The 18030-nt window shown below is 68.6% G+C and carries 17 protein-coding genes; 13 read left to right on the forward strand and 4 right to left on the reverse strand.

The genetic code is table 11. From position 1 onward, the window contains the following. Nucleotides 1-5 precede the first annotated feature (5 nt). The 3 genes from E3T40_RS12805 to E3T40_RS12815 all read right to left on the reverse strand — a co-directional run bounded on the left by E3T40_RS12805 (nt 6) and on the right by E3T40_RS12815 (nt 4018). Nucleotides 6-1649, reverse strand: coding sequence for a cation acetate symporter (locus E3T40_RS12805; protein ID WP_104170207.1), 1644 nt, complete (start codon nt 1647-1649; stop codon nt 6-8). Beyond that, on the reverse strand, nt 1646-2005 hold the full coding sequence (locus E3T40_RS12810) for a DUF485 domain-containing protein (RefSeq protein ID WP_104099874.1): 360 nt from the start codon (nt 2003-2005) through the stop codon (nt 1646-1648). Before E3T40_RS12810 ends, E3T40_RS12805 begins: the two co-directional genes overlap by 4 nt. Before the next feature lie 78 nt (nt 2006-2083). Beyond that, on the reverse strand, nt 2084-4018 hold the full coding sequence (locus E3T40_RS12815; RefSeq protein ID WP_134543967.1) for an AMP-binding protein: 1935 nt from the start codon (nt 4016-4018) through the stop codon (nt 2084-2086). An 87-nt stretch (nt 4019-4105) separates the two neighbouring features. On the opposite strand from E3T40_RS12815, the gene E3T40_RS12820 reads away from it, so the two are divergent. The 10 genes from E3T40_RS12820 to E3T40_RS12865 all read left to right on the forward strand — a co-directional run bounded on the left by E3T40_RS12820 (nt 4106) and on the right by E3T40_RS12865 (nt 13103). Then, nucleotides 4106-4822, forward strand: coding sequence for a GntR family transcriptional regulator (locus E3T40_RS12820; protein ID WP_104170205.1), 717 nt, complete (start codon nt 4106-4108; stop codon nt 4820-4822). 51 nt (nt 4823-4873) lie between these two features. Beyond that, nucleotides 4874-6409, forward strand: coding sequence for an MmgE/PrpD family protein (locus tag E3T40_RS12825; protein ID WP_134543970.1), 1536 nt, complete (start codon nt 4874-4876; stop codon nt 6407-6409). Then, complete coding sequence (gene prpB / locus E3T40_RS12830) at nt 6409-7320, forward strand: methylisocitrate lyase (protein WP_104170203.1); 912 nt, start codon at nt 6409-6411, stop codon at nt 7318-7320. The genes E3T40_RS12825 and prpB overlap by 1 nt, the downstream gene beginning before the upstream one ends. 46 nt (nt 7321-7366) lie before the next feature. After that, nucleotides 7367-8497, forward strand: coding sequence for a bifunctional 2-methylcitrate synthase/citrate synthase (locus E3T40_RS12835; protein WP_104099879.1), 1131 nt, complete (start codon nt 7367-7369; stop codon nt 8495-8497). 36 nt (nt 8498-8533) lie between these two features. Further along, the gene (locus E3T40_RS12840) at nt 8534-9151 is read left to right on the forward strand and encodes a phosphoribosyltransferase (RefSeq protein WP_104170202.1); all 618 of its coding nucleotides are present in this window, start codon (nt 8534-8536) and stop codon (nt 9149-9151) included. Next, nucleotides 9148-9867, forward strand: a complete 720-nt coding sequence (locus E3T40_RS12845) for a Type 1 glutamine amidotransferase-like domain-containing protein (RefSeq protein WP_134543973.1) — start codon at nt 9148-9150, stop codon at nt 9865-9867. The genes E3T40_RS12840 and E3T40_RS12845 overlap by 4 nt, the downstream gene beginning before the upstream one ends. A gap of 10 nt (nt 9868-9877) precedes the next feature. Continuing rightward, entirely contained in the window at nt 9878-10564 is a 687-nt protein-coding gene (locus tag E3T40_RS12850) for a uracil-DNA glycosylase (protein WP_104170200.1), read from the forward strand. A 26-nt stretch (nt 10565-10590) separates the two neighbouring features. Then, nucleotides 10591-11169, forward strand: a complete 579-nt coding sequence (locus E3T40_RS12855) for a GNAT family N-acetyltransferase (protein ID WP_174720224.1) — start codon at nt 10591-10593, stop codon at nt 11167-11169. Nucleotides 11170-11213: 44 nt separating this feature from the next. Then, nucleotides 11214-11576 carry a hypothetical protein gene (locus E3T40_RS12860; protein WP_134543975.1) on the forward strand — a complete coding sequence of 121 codons (363 nt, stop codon included), beginning with the start codon at nt 11214-11216 and terminating at the stop codon, nt 11574-11576. 72 nt (nt 11577-11648) lie between these two features. After that, on the forward strand, nt 11649-13103 hold the full coding sequence (locus E3T40_RS12865; RefSeq protein ID WP_104170197.1) for an amidase: 1455 nt from the start codon (nt 11649-11651) through the stop codon (nt 13101-13103). A gap of 151 nt (nt 13104-13254) precedes the next feature. On the opposite strand, the gene E3T40_RS12870 is transcribed toward E3T40_RS12865, so the two are convergent. Continuing rightward, nucleotides 13255-15321: an MMPL family transporter gene (locus E3T40_RS12870; protein ID WP_134543978.1), complete on the reverse strand. Its 2067-nt coding sequence runs from the start codon at nt 15319-15321 to the stop codon at nt 13255-13257. Nucleotides 15322-15382: 61 nt separating this feature from the next. On the opposite strand from E3T40_RS12870, the gene E3T40_RS12875 reads away from it, so the two are divergent. From E3T40_RS12875 to E3T40_RS12885, 3 genes are all read left to right on the forward strand, one after another. Then, entirely contained in the window at nt 15383-15907 is a 525-nt protein-coding gene (locus tag E3T40_RS12875; RefSeq protein WP_233193979.1) for a MarR family winged helix-turn-helix transcriptional regulator, read from the forward strand. A gap of 92 nt (nt 15908-15999) precedes the next feature. Then, the gene (locus E3T40_RS12880; RefSeq protein WP_233193978.1) at nt 16000-16500 is read left to right on the forward strand and encodes a Fur family transcriptional regulator; all 501 of its coding nucleotides are present in this window, start codon (nt 16000-16002) and stop codon (nt 16498-16500) included. Continuing rightward, the gene (locus E3T40_RS12885) at nt 16497-17993 is read left to right on the forward strand and encodes a catalase (protein WP_134543981.1); all 1497 of its coding nucleotides are present in this window, start codon (nt 16497-16499) and stop codon (nt 17991-17993) included. The genes E3T40_RS12880 and E3T40_RS12885 overlap by 4 nt, the downstream gene beginning before the upstream one ends. Nucleotides 17994-18030: the final 37 nt, after the last annotated feature.

The following is an 18030-nucleotide window of genomic DNA, read 5'->3' on the forward strand; positions in this document are numbered from 1 at the left end:
TTCGATCAGTGCTCGGAGGCCTTCTCGGCGCCGAAGCCGGTCATGGACCGCACGGACATTTCCGCGGCCAGCAGCGGGTCTTCCTTGCGGGTGCTGGTGACCGAGCCGAGCCAGCCCAGGAAGAACCCGATTGGGATGGAGATGATGCCGGGGTTGCTCAGAGGGAACCAGGCGAAGTCGACGTCTGCACCGAACATCGACGTCTCCGTGCCGGAGAAGACCGGCGAGAAGATGATCAGACCGACGGTGACCGCAAGGCCGCCGTACATGCTCCACACGGCGCCGCGGGTGGTGAAGCCGCGCCAGAAGAGCGAGTACAGGATGGTCGGCAGGTTGGCGCTCGCCGCGACGGCGAAGGCCAGGGCCACCAGGAAGGCGATGTTCTGCCCCTGCACGCCGATGCCGCCGGCGATCGAGAGGATGCCGATGATGACGACGGTACGACGCGCGACCTTGACCTCGGCGTCGGGGTCACCCTTGCCCTTCTTGATCACGCTCATATAGATGTCGTGAGCGAAGGAGGTCGCGGCGGTGATCGTGATCCCGGCCACCACGGCCAGGATCGTGGCGAAGGCAATGGCCGAGATGAAGCCGAGCAGCAGCGGTCCGCCGAGCGCGAGGGAGAGCAGCGGCGCGGCCGAGTTCACTCCGCCGGGAGCGGCGAGGATGACATCTGCTCCGACGAGCGCGGCGGCACCGAAGCCGAGCACCAGCGTGAACAGATAGAACGCACCGATCAGCCAGATCGCCCAGACGACCGAGCGACGGGCTTCCTTGGCGCTGGGCACCGTGTAGAAGCGCATCAACACGTGCGGCAGGCCCGCGGTGCCGAGCACCAGGGCGATGGCGAGCGAGACGAAGTCGAGCGGGTTCTCGCCGTATTTCAGGCCGGGCACCAGGATGGCGTCGGCCGGCACACTCGTCGAGGCGGCGATGGCCGAGTCGAGAAGCGCCGAGAAGTTGAAGCCGTTGATGGCCAGCACCCAGACGGTCATCGCGAATGCGCCGATGATGAGCAGGAACGCCTTGATGATCTGCACCCAGGTGGTGCCCTTCATGCCACCGATGAGCACGTACATGATCATCAGGCCGCCGACCACGGTGACCACGACGGACTGCCCGACCTTGTCGTTGATGCCGAGGAGCAGCGACACGAGGCCGCCGGCTCCGGCCATCTGGGCGAGGAGGTAGAAGAAGCAGACGGCAAGGGTGGTCGTCGCCGCGGCCACGCGCACGGGACCTTGACGCAGGCGGAAGGAGAGCACATCCGCCATGGTGTACTTGCCGGTGTTGCGCATGAGCTCGGCCACCAGCAGCAGGGCGACGAGCCAGGCCACGAGGAAGCCGATCGAGTACAGGAAGCCGTCGTAACCGCTGACCGCGATCGCCCCGACGATGCCGAGGAACGATGCCGCGGAGAGGTAGTCGCCGGCGATGGCGAACCCGTTCTGCGGGCCGGTGAAGGACCGGCCGCCGGTGTAGTAGTCGGCCGCGGTCTTGTTGTTGCGCCCGGCGCGGATGACGACGATCAGGGTGACCGCCACGAAAGCGAGGAAGATCGAGATGTTCAGCACGGGGTTGTTTTCCGCAGGTTCGACGGCTTGGGCCAGGCGGCCCGGCAGGGACTGCAGAATGCTGGTTGCGATCATTTCTTGTCCATCTCCTCAAGCTCGGCACGCAGCTCGGCCCCGAGGGGGTCGAGACGGCGGTTCGAGTACGACACGTACCACATGGTGATGGCGAAGGTGGTGACGAACTGGCCGAGGCCGAGCACCAGTCCGAGGTTGAACTTGCCGAAGACCGGGATTGCCATCACGTCGGGCAGGTAGGCCGCGACGAGCACGAAGGCGAAGTACCAGATGAAGAAGAAGGCGGCCAGCGGCAGCACGAACCCGCGGCGCTGCTTCTTCAGCTGGATGAACTTCGGCGTCTTCTCATACGCGATGTAGTCGATGGTGGACGGTTTTACTCCGTCCGGGAGTTTGTCTTTCAGTGATTCCGCCATGCGGGCTCCTTTGCTCCGGTGAAGGGATGTGACTGTGTGGGATGGTGCTGGGGTGATCTGTGGGGGTCGACTGGTGCTTCAGGTGTGCGGGCCGACTCCATGCACGGCCTGCTTGAGGGCGTCGAGAACCGTGGGATCCTCGATCGTCGGCGGCACGGTGTAGGCCTCGCCATCGACGATCTGCCGGATGGTCTTGCGGAGGATCTTCCCCGACCGGGTCTTCGGCAGCCGGTCCAGGATGGTCACGTCTCGGAACGCGGCCACCGGCCCGACATGCTCCCGCACCAGCGCGATGAGCTCTGCGCCGAGAGTGTCGTGGTCGATCGTGGCCCCGGACTTGAGCGTGACGAAGCCGGCCGCGCGCTGCCCCTTGAGCGGGTCGCGCACGCCGAGCACCGCGCACTCGGCGACCGCGGGGTGCAGGGTGAGCACCTCCTCGAGCGAGCCGGTGGACAGTCGGTGCCCGGCGACGTTGATCACGTCGTCGGTGCGGCCCATCACATAGAGGTAGCCGTCCTCGTCGAAGTGGCCGGAATCTCCGGTGGCGTAGAAGCCGGGGAAAGCCGACAGGTAGGAGCTTTCGAAGCGGTCTTCGCTGCCCCAGATCCCGAGCAGGGTGCCGGGCGGCAGCGGGAGGCGGATGGCGATGTTGCCGTCCTTGCCGGCCTTCGTGACCGGCTTGCCCTGGGAATCGAGGATGGCGATGTCGTAGCCGGGCACCGGGAACGTGGCCGAGCCCGGTTTCGTCGGGATGTCGGCGATGCCCCGCGGGTTCGCGCAGATCGCCCAGCCGGTCTCGGTCTGCCACCAGTGATCGACCACCGGGCAGTGCAGCCCGTCATTGGCCCAGTGGTATGTCTCCGGGTCGAGGCGTTCGCCGGCCAGGAACAGCCCGTGCAGGCTCTGGATGTCGTGCCCCGCCAGTTCGACCAGGTCAGGGTCGACGCGGCGGATGGCACGGATGGCCGTGGGCGCCGTGAACAGGACTGACACCTGGTAGTCCTCCACCACGCGCCAGAACGCCCCGGCATCCGGGGTGCCGACCGGTTTGCCCTCATAGATGACCGTGGTGGCGCCGACCAGCAGCGGGGCATAGACGATGTAGGAGTGGCCGACCACCCAGCCGACGTCAGAGGCCGCCCAGAAGACGTCGCCGGGCTTGACGTTGTAGATGTTGGCCATCGACCAGGCCAGCGCCACGGCGTGGCCGCCGTTGTCGCGGACGATCCCCTTCGGATTGCCGGTCGTTCCGGAGGTGTACAGGATGTAGAGCGGGTCGTCGGAGCGAAGGCTGATCGGCGCGGCCGGGGAGGCCTCGTTCTCCTCGTGGGCCCAGTCCAGCCAGGCCACGTCGCTGGTGCCGGCGTAGTCGGCGGCGCAGCCGGGGACCATCTCCCGGTCGCGCACGATGACGGTGTGCACCGAGCCCTTGCTGCGAGCGAGGGCGCGTTCGACCAGAGGCAGGTATTCGACCGCCCGGCCCGGTTCGAGGCCGCCGGAGGCGGTCACGATCACGGTCGGTCGCGCATCGTCGATCCGCACGGCGAGCTCGCTGGCTGCGAAGCCGCCGAAGACGACGGAGTGGATGGCGCCGATGCGGGCACACGCCAGCATGGCGACGATGGCTTCCGGGATCATCGGCAGGTAGACGATCACCCGGTCGCCCCGGCCGACGCCGCTGGCGCGGAGCACCCCGGCGAAGCGCTCGACGCGTCCCAGAAGTTCGCGGTAGCTCAGGCGCACCCGGGTGCCGGACATCGCCGAGTCGTAGATGACGGCCGTCTGTTCGCCGCGGCCGGCAAGCACGTGGCGGTCGAGCGCGTTGTAGCTGGTGTTGAGTTCGCCGTCCGGGAACCAGCGCCAAGCGCCGGGGAAGCGTTCCTCCAGCGCCACCGTCGGCGGAACGGTCCAGTCGATTGCCCGGGCTGCCTGCAGCCAGAACGCCGAACGCGTGCCGTCATCGATGCTTCTCTGCCACAGGTCGTGATACCCCGCCGAAGCTTCCCCTGACATTCGAACCTCTCCGTTGAAGTTCCTATGTATACATAGAATTCGTGAAGTCTGGCACAAATCCCGCAATAAGGGAATAACATGTGATTTGTGTATACAGAAACCCCAACGACGGGGACCACGGTTCCGGTTCGCGCGAGTGAACGCGCCTACCGGCAGCTGCGCGGCGAGATTCTCGACGGCCTCCTGGCGCCCGGCACGGGGCTGCTCGAGGTGGAGCAGGCCGCCCGGATCGGGGTGTCGCGCACCCCTCTGCGCGCGGCGATAGCCCGGCTGATCGCCGACGGTCTGGTGGCCGGCCGCACCGGCCGTGGGTTCATGGTCACCGAGATGAGCGTGGACAGAATCGGGGAACTCTACGAGGTGCGACGGGCGTTGGAGGAACACGCCGCCCGGATCGCCGCCGAGCGCCGCGACCCGGCGGTCTTCGAGGCTCTCCGCACGCAGTTCCTTGCGGCCCCGGAGCTGCTCCGGCACGGCAAGGCGGGACTACGCCGCTACTACGAGCTGATCGACGAGTTCGACCTGGCCCTCGACGTGGCCGTGGCGAACCCCTTCCTCGTGGGTGCGCTCGCCGGGGTGCGCACGCATCTCGCCCGCATCCGTCGCCTGGCCCGGGACAACCCGGACCGGCTCCGAAGCGCCGCCGCCGAGCACCTGCTCATCGTGGACGCCGTTCTGGCGGGTGACTCGTCGCTGGCCGCCCACGCCACGCACGTGCACCTCCACCAGAGCCTCACCAGCGTTCTCGCGACCCTCCGGGGATCGTCGGCCGTTCCGGCCGACCCATCGCCTCCACCGCGCTAACCGCACTATTCGAACCAATCGAACCAATCGAACCAATCGAAGGGATCCACCGTGCAGCTCCACCACGTTCGTGTTCACCGCAGCGACGAGAACCTTGCCCGCACCGACCAGCTGGCCTGGAAGATCGCCGAGGTCGCTGCCGATCCGGTCGCGGTGAGCGACGAGGTGACCGAGATGATCGTCAACCGAGTGATCGACAACGCCGCCGTCGCCGCGGCGTCGCTGACCCGGCGCCCGGTGGTGTCGGCCCGCTCGCAGGCGCTGGCGCACCCGCGTTCGTTCGACGGCGTCGGGGCGACCGTGTTCGGTGAGCAGCGCTCCCGCCGGGTGTCACCTGAGTGGGCGGCCTGGGCCAACGGGGTCGCCGTGCGTGAGCTCGACTACCACGACACGTTCCTCGCCGCCGAGTACTCACACCCCGGCGACAACATCCCGCCGGTCGTCGCGGTCGCCCAGCACCTCGCCACCGCCCGCGGATTGACCGGTCGCGACCTCGTGCGCGGCATCGCCACGGGCTACGAGATCCAGATCGACCTGGTCAAGGGCATCAGCCTGCACGCGCACAAGATCGACCACGTGGCCCACCTCGGCCCGTCGGCGGCCGCCGGCATCGGCACCCTGCTCGGGCTCGACCCCGAGACCATCTTCCAGGCGGTGGGGCAGGCGCTGCACACCACGACGGCCACCCGGCAGTCCAGGAAGGGCGAGATCTCCAGCTGGAAGGCACACGCCCCGGCCTTCGCCGGCAAGATGGCGGTGGAGGCGGTCGACCGCGCGATGCGCGGCGAAACCAGCCCCACCCCGATCTACGAGGGTGAAGACGGCGTGATCGCCTGGCTGCTCGACGGGCCGGATGCCGCCTACGAGGTGTCGCTGCCGTCGAATGGTGAAGCCAAGCGCGCCATCCTGGACAGCTACACGAAGGAGCACTCGGCGGAGTATCAGGCGCAGGCGTGGATCGACCTGGCCCGGAAGCTGCACCGGGAGCACCCGGCCCTGTCCGATCCGGCCAACGTCGTATCCGTCGTCATCCACACCAGCCACCACACCCACTACGTGATCGGCTCGGGCGCGAACGACCCGCAGAAGTACGACCCCACGGCCAGCCGGGAGACCCTCGACCACTCCATCCCGTACATCTTCACGGTCGCCCTGCAGGACGGCAGCTGGCACCACGTGGATTCCTACCGGCCCGAACGCGCCGGCCGGGCCGACACGATCGCCCTCTGGAACAAGGTGATCACCACGGAAGACAGCGAGTGGACCCGCCGGTACCACTCGCTCGACCCGGCCGAGAAGGCCTTCGGCGGTCGAGTCGAGATCGAGCTCACCGACGGCAGCCGGGTCGTCGACGAGATCGCCGTCGCCGACGCCCATCCGCTCGGCGCGAAGCCGTTCGGGCGGGCCGAATACGTGCACAAGTTCCGCACCCTCGCGGCCGACGTGGTCGAGGAGGGCGAGATCGTGCGCTTCCTCGCCGCGGCCGAACGCCTGCCGCGGCTTGGCGCCGGGGAGCTCGGCCAGCTCACCATCGTGGCCCGTAACGGGTTGCTCGCCTCACTTCCCACCCCGAACGGAATCTTCTGATGTTGTACTCGAAAGTCAGCCCTGCCGCCAAGCGGGCCGCGTTCCGCGAGGACCTGGCGAGCGGCCGGCTGCTGCGCTTCCCCGGTGCGTTCAACCCGCTCTCGGCCCGACTGATCGCGGCCAAGGGCTTCGAAGGGGTGTACATCTCCGGCGCGGTGCTCTCGGCCGACCTGGGTCTGCCCGACATCGGCCTGACCACTCTCACCGAGGTGGCCGGCCGGAGCCAGCAGATCGCCCGGATGAGCGACCTGCCCACGATCGTGGACGCCGACACCGGCTTCGGCGAGCCGATGAACGTGGCACGCACGATCCAGACGCTCGAGGATGCCGGCCTGGCCGGCATGCACATCGAGGACCAGGTCAATCCGAAACGCTGCGGTCACCTCGACGGCAAGCAGGTCGTCGACGACGACACGGCGGCCAAGCGCATCCGGGCGGCCGTCGACGCCCGGCGCGACCCGAACTTCCTGATCATGGCGCGCACGGACATCCGTGCCGTCGACGGCCTGGCTGCCGCGGTCGACCGGGCGAAGAAGCTCGTCGACGCCGGGGCTGACGCGATCTTTCCGGAGGCGATGGCATCCCTGGCCGAGTTCGCGGCCATCCGCGCCGCCGTGGACGTGCCGGTGCTGGCGAACATGACCGAGTTCGGCAAGGGCGAGCTCTACACGACCCAGCAGCTGGCGGATGTCGGCATGAACATCGTCATCTTCCCGGTGTCCCTGCTGCGCCTCGCGATGGGGGCGGCCGAACGCGGCCTCGACACCATCGAGGCGCAGGGCTCACTGACCGGCTTGCTGCCGGAGATGCAGCACCGGGCGAGGCTCTACGAGCTGCTCGACTACGAGTCGTACAGCCACTTCGATTCCGGCGTCTTCAACTTCACCCTCAACCCGGATGTTGCCTCGTAGCAGCCCGGCCCCGCACGCAGATCCAGTCTCAACGCAAGGGAGCTACATGAGTCAGAACGAACCGACCATTTACAAGGGCCTCGCCGGCGTCGTGGTCGACCATACGCAGGTGTCCAAGGTCAACCCCGAATCGAACTCGCTGCTGTACCGGGGCTACCCGGTGCAGGAACTCGCGGCACAGAAGAGCTTCGAGGAGGTGGCCTACCTGCTCTGGCACGGCGAGTTGCCGACCGACGTCGAGCTGGGTGAATTCGAGGAGCAGGAACGCTCCCTCCGGCACCTGACTCCTGCGGTGAAGCGCGTCATCGACGAGCTGCCGATGACGGCGCACCCGATGGACGTAGTGCGCACGGCGGTCAGCCTGATCGGCGCGAACGACCCCGATGCGGCCGACGCGTCGCCGGCGGCCAACCGTGCCAAGGGCCTGCGGCTCTGGGCCCAGATGCCGGCGATCGTGGCCTACGACCAGCGCCGCCGCCACGGCCTCGAGCTGATCGAACCGCGCAGCGACCTCGGCTACTCGGCCAACTTCCTGTTCATGACGTTCGGCGAGGTGCCCGAACTCGTGGTCGTGAACGCGTTCGATGTGTCCATGATCATGTATGCGGAGCACTCCTTCAACGCGTCGACGTTCACCGCCCGCGTGATCACCTCGACCCTGTCCGACCTGCACTCCGCGGTCACCGGAGCGATCGGGGCTCTCAAGGGCGCGCTGCACGGCGGGGCAAACGAGGCCGTGATGCACATTTTCGACGAAATCGGGCTCGGCCTGGGCGCCGGGAAGCGCGCCGAGGCGTGGCTGAACGAGACCCTCGCCGCAAAGCGGAAGGTGATGGGCTTCGGCCACCGGGTGTACAAGCACGGGGACTCGCGGGTGCCGACCATGCGCACCGCGCTGGTCACCCTAGTCGAGCATTATGACCGGCCGGACCTGCTGGAGCTCTACGAATCCCTCGAGGCGGGGATGACGACGCGCACCGGCATCCTGCCCAACCTGGACTACCCGTCGGGACCTGCGTACAACCTGATGGGATTCGACACCCTCACTTTCACGCCGATCTTCGTCGCGGCGCGACTGACCGGGTGGACCGCGCACATCATCGAGCAGACCGCATCGAATGCCCTGATCCGGCCGCTCTCGCTCTATAACGGCCACGAGGAGCGGCACCTGGCCTGAGCTCACCGTGACCGCGCCGTGACCTACCATTGGGAAATGGGATTCGACGCGGACGACGCTGCACGTGATGTGACCGGAATTGAGCGGGAAGTGCTGGGCTGGGACGTGTTCGCGGACGCGTCCCGCCAGCTGTCGAAGGCGGTGCTGTCGAGCGGCTTCCAGCCGGATGTCGTGATCGCCATCGCCCGCGGCGGGCTGCTGCTCGCCGGCGCCATGTCGTATGCGCTGGGCACCAAGAACTGCGGCAGCATCAACGTGCAGTTCTACACCGGCGTCGACGAGCGCCTCCCCGTGCCGGTCCTGTCGGGACCGATGCTCGACGCGCCGTCGCTAACCGGCCTGCGGGTGCTGCTCGTCGACGACGTCTCCGACTCCGGGCACACCCTCGCGATGGTCGTCGCGCTGCTGCGGGAAACCGCCTGCGAGGTGCGCACCGCCACCCTGTACACGAAGCCTCGCACCGTGCTGGTGCCCGATTTCACCTGGTGTGAAACGGACCGCTGGATCGTGTTCCCCTGGTCCTCGCTGCCTCCCGTAGCGGAGAGCCTCACCGGTGCGAGCCTGCCGGGCGGCGCACAGCTCGATGACGCCCTGCCTGTCGCGAGCCTGCTCGCCGCCAGCCTGCCCCTCGTGGCCCGGGGCGCCCTGCTGTGAGCGTGCACCTGGTCGGCGGCGGTTGGAACCCCCGGACAGACGCGGCCGTCTTCGGACCCTTCCTGGCCGAGGCCACGGCGCGCGGAGTCGTGGCAGGCCGCGCGGAGCCTGGCATCGCGATCCTCGTCGTGCGTGCCGAAGACGCCGCCGACCACGCCGCGAACCTGCTCGCCGCCGTTTCCGCGGCCGGCGAGTTCGAGCCGAAGGTCACCGTCGTCGCCCCGGGCGACGTCTTCGCCCTGACCGCTGTGTCCGAGGCCGACGGAATCCTGGTCGGCGGCGGAGTCACCCCCGCCTACCTGGTCGCCGTGGCCCCGATATTCGGTGAGATCCGTCGTCAGGTGGCCGCCGGCGTCCCCTATCTCGGATTCTCTGCCGGCGCGATGATCGCGGCCGAGCGTGCCCTGATCGGCGGCTGGCGCATGGGCGGCGTCGAGGTCAGCGGCGAACACGCCGCCGAGGGGCTCGACGAGATCACCGTCGAACCCGGCATCGGGCTGCTCGACGTCACCGTGGAGGTGCACGCCGCCCAGTGGGGCACGCTGTCCCGGCTGGTCGCGGCCACCGAGGCCGGCCTGATCGACGGCGGCCTGGCCGTCGACGAGAACACCGCGCTGGTCGTCGGGGAGGGCGCGCTCAGCGTCGTCGGAGCCGGCAGTGTCTGGCGGGTCAGCGAGGCCGACGGCGGGGTGCTCGTGAGCACCTTCGGGGCCTGAGCCGAGCATCATGCCCGTCACCCTCGCGGCGCTGACCGAGAGCCGGGCCATCGATCTTGGCTGGGCCCAGGCGCTGGCGCCGGTGGGGCCGGAGATCGACCGGATGGCGGAGCTCCTGCGCGCCGAGACTCTGGCCGGCCGCATCTGGCTACCGTCCCCGGAGAACGTCTTCCGCGCCTTCGCCGAGCCGTTCGACGCCGTGCGGGTGCTCATCGTCGGCCAGGACCCGTACCCGACCCGGGGACATCCGATCGGGCTCGCCTTCGCGACCGAGGCACACGTGCGACCTCTGCCGCGCAGCCTGGCGAACATCTGCCGGGAGCTGCACGACGACGTGGGCGTCACCGCCGCCACCGGAGACCTCTCGCCGTGGTCGCGGCGGGGGGTGCTGCTGCTCAACCGCGTACTCACCGTGCAGGCCGGCCTGGCCGGGTCGCACCGGCGCCGCGGCTGGGAAAGCGTGACCGAGCAGGCCATCCGTGCCCTCGTCGCCCGGGACCGGCCGCTCGTGGCGATCCTGTGGGGGAAGGATGCCGGCACGCTGCGGCCGCTCCTCGGGGACACGCCGGTGATCGAGTCCGCGCACCCGAGCCCGCTGTCGGCCAGGCGCGGATTCTTCGGTTCAAAGCCGTTCAGCCGGGCCAACGAGTACCTCGGCCGCACCGGGGCGGCCCCGGTGGACTGGTCCCTCGGGTAATCTGGAGCTCTCTGGAGGAGTTAGCTGTGCTTGAAGAGGAATACCAGCCGCGTCGGCAATTGCCCCGACACCTTCGACCGACGCCCGCGGAAGAGGCGCCGTTCGGATTCACCATGCGTGAGGCCCAAATCACCGATCTGCCGTATATCCGGGAGGTCTACAACTACTACGTCGCCAACAGCACGGTCACCTTCGACGTCGACCCGATGACCCTGGCCGAGTGGCGCAGCAAGTTCTACTATCTGGGCAAGCTCGGGATGCCGTTCATCGTGGCCGTCTCCCCGGCCGGCCAGCTGCTCGGCTACGCCCTGGTCAGCCCGTGGAAGCAGAAACGCGCCTACCGGTTCACGGTCGAGAACTCGATCTACCTCGGAGCGGCCTCCACCGGCAAGGGACTGGGCCGGATGCTGCTCGGCGAACTCATCGAGCGTTCCCAGGCGGCCGGGCTCAAGGAGATCATCTCGGTCGTCGCCGACCAGGGCGCCGACGCGTCGATCAAGCTGCACCTCGACTTCGGATTCGCGGAGATCGGCCGGATGGGCAAGGTCGGCTTCAAGTTCGACCGCTGGCTCGGCACCGTGCTCCTGCAGAAGAGCCTCAAATAGGCGCAGCGGCGAGCCTGCGGCCAGCGGACGCCTAAAATCGAGGGATGACCGATGCCCTGCCCACCCTGCCCGAGCGCCACACCGTGTTGCGCTCGTTCGCAGGACACCTCGAGGCCGGCCCCGACGCCGTGTTCAACCAGCTCGTGACGGCGATGGCCTCGGGGGCGGCCGGCGGGGGCAACGTGCACATCGACCGGGACCGACGCCGACTCGTGCTGCGGCGCGGCTGGTGGTACCGCGGCGAGTACCAGGTGCTGCCCGAGGAGGAGGCCGGGTCGCTCGTGCAGTACGAGATCATCAACGTCGCGCAGCTGCTGCCGTGGGCCGGGTCGTGGGCGGCGGCATCCGTTCTCCGCGCCGCGCCGCGGGCGTTCCAGGCGTTGCTGACCGGACTGTCCCACTCCTGAGCGTCGCGCCGCTGAGCGTCTCGCCGCTCCGTCGCGCCGATGCCCGGCATCCCGGCTGGCTAGGCTCGGGGGATGGCCGCTCCGCATGAACTGACCGCTCTCGAACAATGGCAGGCGCTGCAGCGCGGTGAGATCAGCCCCACCGAGCTGACCGAGCACTACCTGGGCCGGATCGAGGCTCAGGACTCCGGCCTCGGCGCGTTCGTGAGCGTGACAGCGGATGCCGCGCGGAAGCGGGCCCGCTTCGTCGAGCAGCTGATGCCGCGCAGCATGCCGCTCTGGGGTCTGCCCTTCGCCGACAAGGACCTGCAGAGCCGCGCCGGCGTGCCGGCCCGGTTCGGATCGCGGCTGATGCAGGATTACGTGCCGGCCGAGTCCGACGATCTCGTGCTCGCCCTGGACGCGGCCGGCGGCGTGAGCCTCGGCAAGACCAGCACGCCCGAGTTCGGGCTGCCGTCGTACACCGAGACGCTGGCCGGGCCGCCCGCGCGCAACCCGTGGGACCGCTCCCGGGGCGCGGGCGGCTCCAGCGGCGGGGCGGCGGTGGCCGTCGCCGCCCGGCTGCTTCCCTTCGCTCCGGGTTCCGACGGCGGCGGCTCGGTGCGGATCCCCGCGGCAGCCTGCGGTCTCGTCGGCCTGAAACCGTCGCGCGGCCGGGTGCCCTCATCGTCCGGGATCAACGCGCTCGGCGGTCTCAGCGTGGCCGGACCGCTGGCACGGACGGTGGCGGATGCCGCCCTGCTGCTGGACGCCATGATCGCGCCGCGAGGCGGGCATCCGCAGCACCTGTACTCGCTCCGGCCCCCCGGCGACGATGCACCTCTGCTGGCCGCCGCCGTGCGCGGCGAGGGCCGGTTCCAGCTCGGCGTGATGACAACCTCCGCCTGGGATGACGCCTACCCGATCGAGATCGCTCCCGAGGCGCTGGCCGCCCTGATGGTGGCCGTCGACGGGTTCGCGAGTATGGGCCATGGCCTGGAGGAGACGGCGCTCGAGCCCGACGACAGCTATGTGCCGGCGTTCCGCACGATCTGGCAGGCCGGCGCTGCGGGCATCCCCGCCGACACCCCGGAGCAGGAGAAGCTGCTCGAGCCGCTCACCCGCTGGCTGATGAACCGCGGCCGGGAGCTGTCCGCTCGGGATCTGGCTCAGGCGCTCGCGGCCCTGTCGGCTTACGAGCGGTCGTTCATCCGCCAGTTGTCCCGGTTCGACGCGGTGCTGACCCCGGCGCTCGCGCTCACGCCGCGCCCGCTGGGCTGGTACGACGCGGTCGACGGGGAGCGCAACTTCGCCCAGCAGGTGCAGTACACCCCGTTCACGTCCATGGTCAACGTGAGCGGACTGCCCGCGATCGTGCTGCCCGTTGCCGAAACCGGGGCTGGACTGCCGATGGGAGTACAGCTGATCGGCCGGCCGGGCGGGGAGGCCACGCTACTGGCGCTCGGTGCGCAGCTCGAACGGAGGCTGCAGTGGCAGCACCGCACGCCGCCCGAGGCCGGCGGCCTCGGACTCCCGTGCGCCCGCTGAGTGATTCCGAGCGCGTGGCGTCAAACCAACTTGACCCAATTCGACGGAGATTTTGGGTCAAACACCGGTTTTTGAGCCTAAACACGCGGTTTAGAGCAAAATCTCCGCCGAATTCGTTCGGGGTTCGACACGGATTCTCGACCGCGGTGCGCTAGACCAGCGGGGCCTTCGCGGCCGGACGGGACGGCCACCAGAACCTGTCGCCGGTGAGGAACACCAGCGCCGGCACCACGAGGGTGCGCACCACGAGCGTGTCGAGCAGCACGCCGATGCAGACGATGACGCCGATCTGGGTGAGAGCCACGACCGGCAGCACGCCCAGCACGGCGAAGACCGCCGCGATCAGGATGCCGGCGCTCGTGATGACCGCGCCCGTCGACGACAGGGCGCGCACCATGCCCTCCTTCGTGCCGAACCGGATGCTCTCTTCCCGGGCTCGGGTGGTGAGGAAGATGTTGTAGTCCACTCCGAGGGCCACCAAGAAGAGGAACGCGAACAGCACCACGTTGGTGTTGAAGGCGGGGAAGCCCATCAGGTTCTGGAAGATCCAGTTGGAGGCACCGAGGCTGGCGAAGTACGTCGCCAGCACGCTGAGGATCAGCAGAACGGGTGCCACCAGGGAGCGCAGGAGCAGGGCGAGGATGGAGAACACGATCGCCAGGATCATCGGGATGATCAGGGCCTGGTCGGCCTGGGCGCTCGTCTTGTTGTCGAACGCCGTGGCGTCGCTGCCGCCGACCAGCGCCTCGGACACGTCGCCCGAGGTGTCGGCATAGGTGCCGCGCAGTGTGTCGATGACGGAGAAGGTTTCGTCGCTGCCCGGCTCGCTGGACAGGGAGAGGTTCAGCCGGGTCAGGCCGTTCGCGCTCTCGCCGGGCAGCACGGACTCGACGCCGGGCGTGTCGGTGGCAAGCGTCGTGGCCTCGGCGGCCGCGGCATCCGGTACCAGCACGATGGTCTGGCTGGTCAAGCCGGCCGAGAAGGATTCCTTCACGATGGCCTGCGCCTGCACCGATTCGGGCTTGCCGAGGAGCTGGTCGGCCTGCGACAGCCCCACGGAGGCGCCGATCAGGCCCAGGCTGAGGGCGCCGATCGCGGCGACGGATGCCGCGGTGACCACGATCGGACGGCGCTGCACGCCCCGACCGAGGCGGGTCCAGAAGCCGGGACGCAGCTCGGCACCGGCGCCCGGCACGAAGCGGGGGATGAACGGCCAGAACAGGCCGCGACCGCAGACCACAAGGGCAGCCGGCAGCACGACCAGCGCGAAGATGATGGCGATGACGACACCGATAGCGCAGGCGAAACCGAGCGCGCGGTTGCCGGACAGCTCGGCGAACAGCAGGGTGAGCAGGCTGAGCGCGACCGTGCCGCCACTGGCGGCGATGGCCGGGCCGGCACCGCGCACCGCGGCCAGCATGGCGTCGTTGCGGTTCTCGGTGCGGAGTAACTCCTCGCGATAGCGGGCCACGAGCAACAGGGCGTAATTGGTGCCAGCGCCGAAGACCAGCACGGACTGGATGCCGGCGACGGAGGGGTCGAGGGTGATGCCGAACGGCTCGGCCAGGGCGCCGACGACGACCCCGGACATGCCGTCCGCGATGCCGACGACGACGAGCGGAACGATCCAGAGCACGGGACTGCGGTAGGTGACGATCAGAAGCACGGCGACGACGATCACGGTGACGAGCAGCAGCCGGAAGTCGGCACCGGCGAAGGCGTTGGTGATGTCGGACTGAAAGCCGACGGCGCCGGTGACAAAGGCGTTCAGACCGCTCGGCAGTGCGTCGGACGCGGCGTCACGGATGCCGGTGGCCGCCCCGCCGATGTCGGCGTTGGCCTCGTCCGCGTCCAGCGGAACGATGCTGATCGCGGCCTGCCCGTCATCGCTGAACCGCGGCATGGTGGCCTGCGGCACGATCGACTGCTCGGCGAGGGCGGTGCTGCGTTCGGCGATGGCTGCGATGTCGGCCCGGGTCAGGTCGGCACCCTCCCGGGTCCAGACCACGATCGCGGAGGTCTGCTCGGCGGAGGGGAACTCGGCGAGGAGAGCGTCGACCTGTGCGGCCTGGCTGGATGTGGGCAGCCCGGAGGTGGGGAACTCCTCGGAATCGTCGGAGGGGAGGAGGGAGAAGAGCAGACCGACGGCGACGATCGTCAAGATCAGTACGATCCAGGCCGTGCGTCGACCGGTGATGAACCGCTGAATCGCGAGCAAAATTCCTCCAAGAAGCCTGATTGCTAGGCGCCCTAGCAATCTTCGTAATAGTATGGCTCCTATGGAAGAGCGTCGCAAGTTCGCTCCCGGCTCCGCGGCCGGGGTCGTCGGCGCGCCGGGGGGCGGCGAAAGTCGGGATTCCAGTCTGCCGGTTTCGGACCGGATAGGCTTCCAGCTGCACGACATCGTGCACCTGTCCCGCGCCTTCGAGCGCCAGGTCGGGCAGGCGCTCGAGGTGAACGCCACCGACCTGTCCGCGATGGAGCACCTGATCCGGGAGGGGTCGCTGACCCCGGGCGAGCTGTCCCGCCGCCTGGACATCTCCACGGCGGCAACCACTCTCGTGGTCGACCGGCTCGTGGCCCTCGGTCACGCCCAGCGCCATCCGCACTCGTCGGATCGGCGCAAGGTGGTCGTGGTGCCGGCTCAGGAGTCGGTTTCGCGGGCGTTCCAGCAACTGCTTCCGGTGATCGGGGGAGTGGCGGCGCTCACCCAGGATCTCTCTGATGAGGAACGAGAGGTCATCGAGGCCTTCCTGGCCCGGGTCGTCGACGTTTACCAATCGGCACTTGGCTCGCCGGCCTGAGCCGGTGATCCGCGCGCAGCAGCCCGCGCGCGCCACGCCCGGTGGTCACCAATTGTTTTGAGTAATTCAAAACAACTGTTAGCGTGGGGCGCATGACGGAAATAGGGCGGATGCGGGCGGTTGAGGCGTCCGGCTTGCTCGCCGACAGCATCCGTGCGTCTGGGCTCAAGGTCACCGGGCCCCGCTTGGCGGTGCTGCGTGTTCTCGACCAGGCCCCGCACTCGACCGCGGAGCGGCTCTACGCCACGGTTCGAGCCGAGCTGCCGGGCACCTCACTGCAGGCGGTATACGGTGTGCTCGCGGCCTTCACCGGCGTGGGGATCGCCCGCAAGATCGAGCCGGCCGGCTCCCCGGCTCTCTTCGAACGCCGGGTCGGCGACAACCACCACCACATCGTCTGCACCCGGTGCAGCGCGGTGCACGACGTCGACTGCGCCGTGGGTGAGTCCCCCTGCCTAACGCCCTCGAACACCTCCGGATTTACCGTGCACACCGCCGAGGTCACCTACTGGGGCCTCTGCCCCGACTGCCAGACCGCCACACTTACCGCGCTTTCCACACCTGCACCGCTGTCGAACGAAGGAGCACGATGACAATCAAGTCCACCACCACGCAGACGGGAACGCCCGTCGCCAGCGACGAGCACTCCCTGACCGTTGGAACCGAGGGAGTCACTGCCCTGCACGACGTCTACCTGGTCGAGAAGCTCGCCCAGTTCAACCGCGAGCGCATCCCTGAGCGCATCGTGCACGCCAAGGGCGGCGGAGCGCACGGCGTCTTCGAGGTGACCGGCGACGTCTCCGCGTACACCCGCGCCGCCGTCTTCGCGCCCGGAACGACCACCGAGACGCTGCAGCGCTTCTCCAGCGTTGCCGGTGAGCAGGGCAGCCCCGACACCTGGCGCGACGTGCGCGGCTTCTCGGTGAAGTTCTACACCTCCGAGGGCAACTACGACATCGTCGGCAACAACACACCGGTGTTCTTCATCCGCGACGGCATCAAGTTCCCCGACTTCATCCACTCGCAGAAGCGCCTGCCGGGCTCCGGCCTGCGCGACGCGACCATGCAGTGGGACTTCTGGACCCTCTCCCCGGAGTCCGCGCACCAGGTGACCTACCTGATGGGCGACCGCGGCCTGCCGCGCTCCTGGCGCGAGATGCCCGGCTTCGGCTCGCACACCTACCAGTGGATCAACGCCGCCGGTGAGCGCTTCTGGGTCAAGTACCACTTCACCTCCAACCAGGGCAACATCGAGATGGAGGGCTCGGAGGCTGAGCTCATCGCGGGGGCCGACGCCGACTACTACCGTCGCGACCTCTTCGACGCCATCGATGCCGGAAACTTCCCGTCCTGGGACGTCTCGGTGCAGATCATGCCGTACGACGACGCCAAGGCCTACCGGTTCAACCCGTTCGACATCACCAAGGTGTGGCCGCACGCAGACTACCCGCTGGTCAAGGTCGGCACGCACACCCTGAACCGCAACCCGGAGAACTTCTTCGCTGAGATCGAGCAGGCCGCGTTCTCCCCGGCGAACTTCGTGCCCGGCATCGCGGCGAGCCCTGACAAGATGTTGATGGCGCGCATCTTCTCCTACCCGGACGCCCAGCGATACCGTGTCGGCACGAACTTCAACCAGCTGCCGGTGAACGCCGCGAAGGCTCCCGTGAACAACTACTCGCAGGATGGCGCCGCTCGCTATCACTTCAACGCGACAAATGTCCCGAACTACGCTCCGAACTCGCTGGGCGGCCCGGTGGCCGACCCGCAGGCGGCAACCGACGGAAGCTGGGAGAACGACGGCGAACTCGTGCGCGCCGCCGCGCAGCTGCGCAGCGAGGACAGCGACTTCGGCCAGGCCGGGACGCTGTACCGCGAGGTCTACGACGATGCCGCCAAGGCGCGCTTCCTCGACACCATCACCGGTGCCATCAGCGGGGTGGAACGTCCCGAAGTGACCGAGCGAGCCATCGCGTACTGGACCAGCGTCGACGCAGACCTCGGCGCGAAACTGCGCGCGAACCTCGCGACCTGGGCCGAGGCCGACCTGCTGGCCGAGGACGCAGCCGGTTACGCCGCCCCGTAGCAGCATCCGCTTGACCGAAAACGCCCGGCCACTTCGA

The sequence above is a fragment of the Cryobacterium sp. TMT1-19 genome (assembly GCF_004403055.1).
In the GTDB taxonomy this organism is placed as follows: domain Bacteria; phylum Actinomycetota; class Actinomycetes; order Actinomycetales; family Microbacteriaceae; genus Cryobacterium; species Cryobacterium sandaracinum.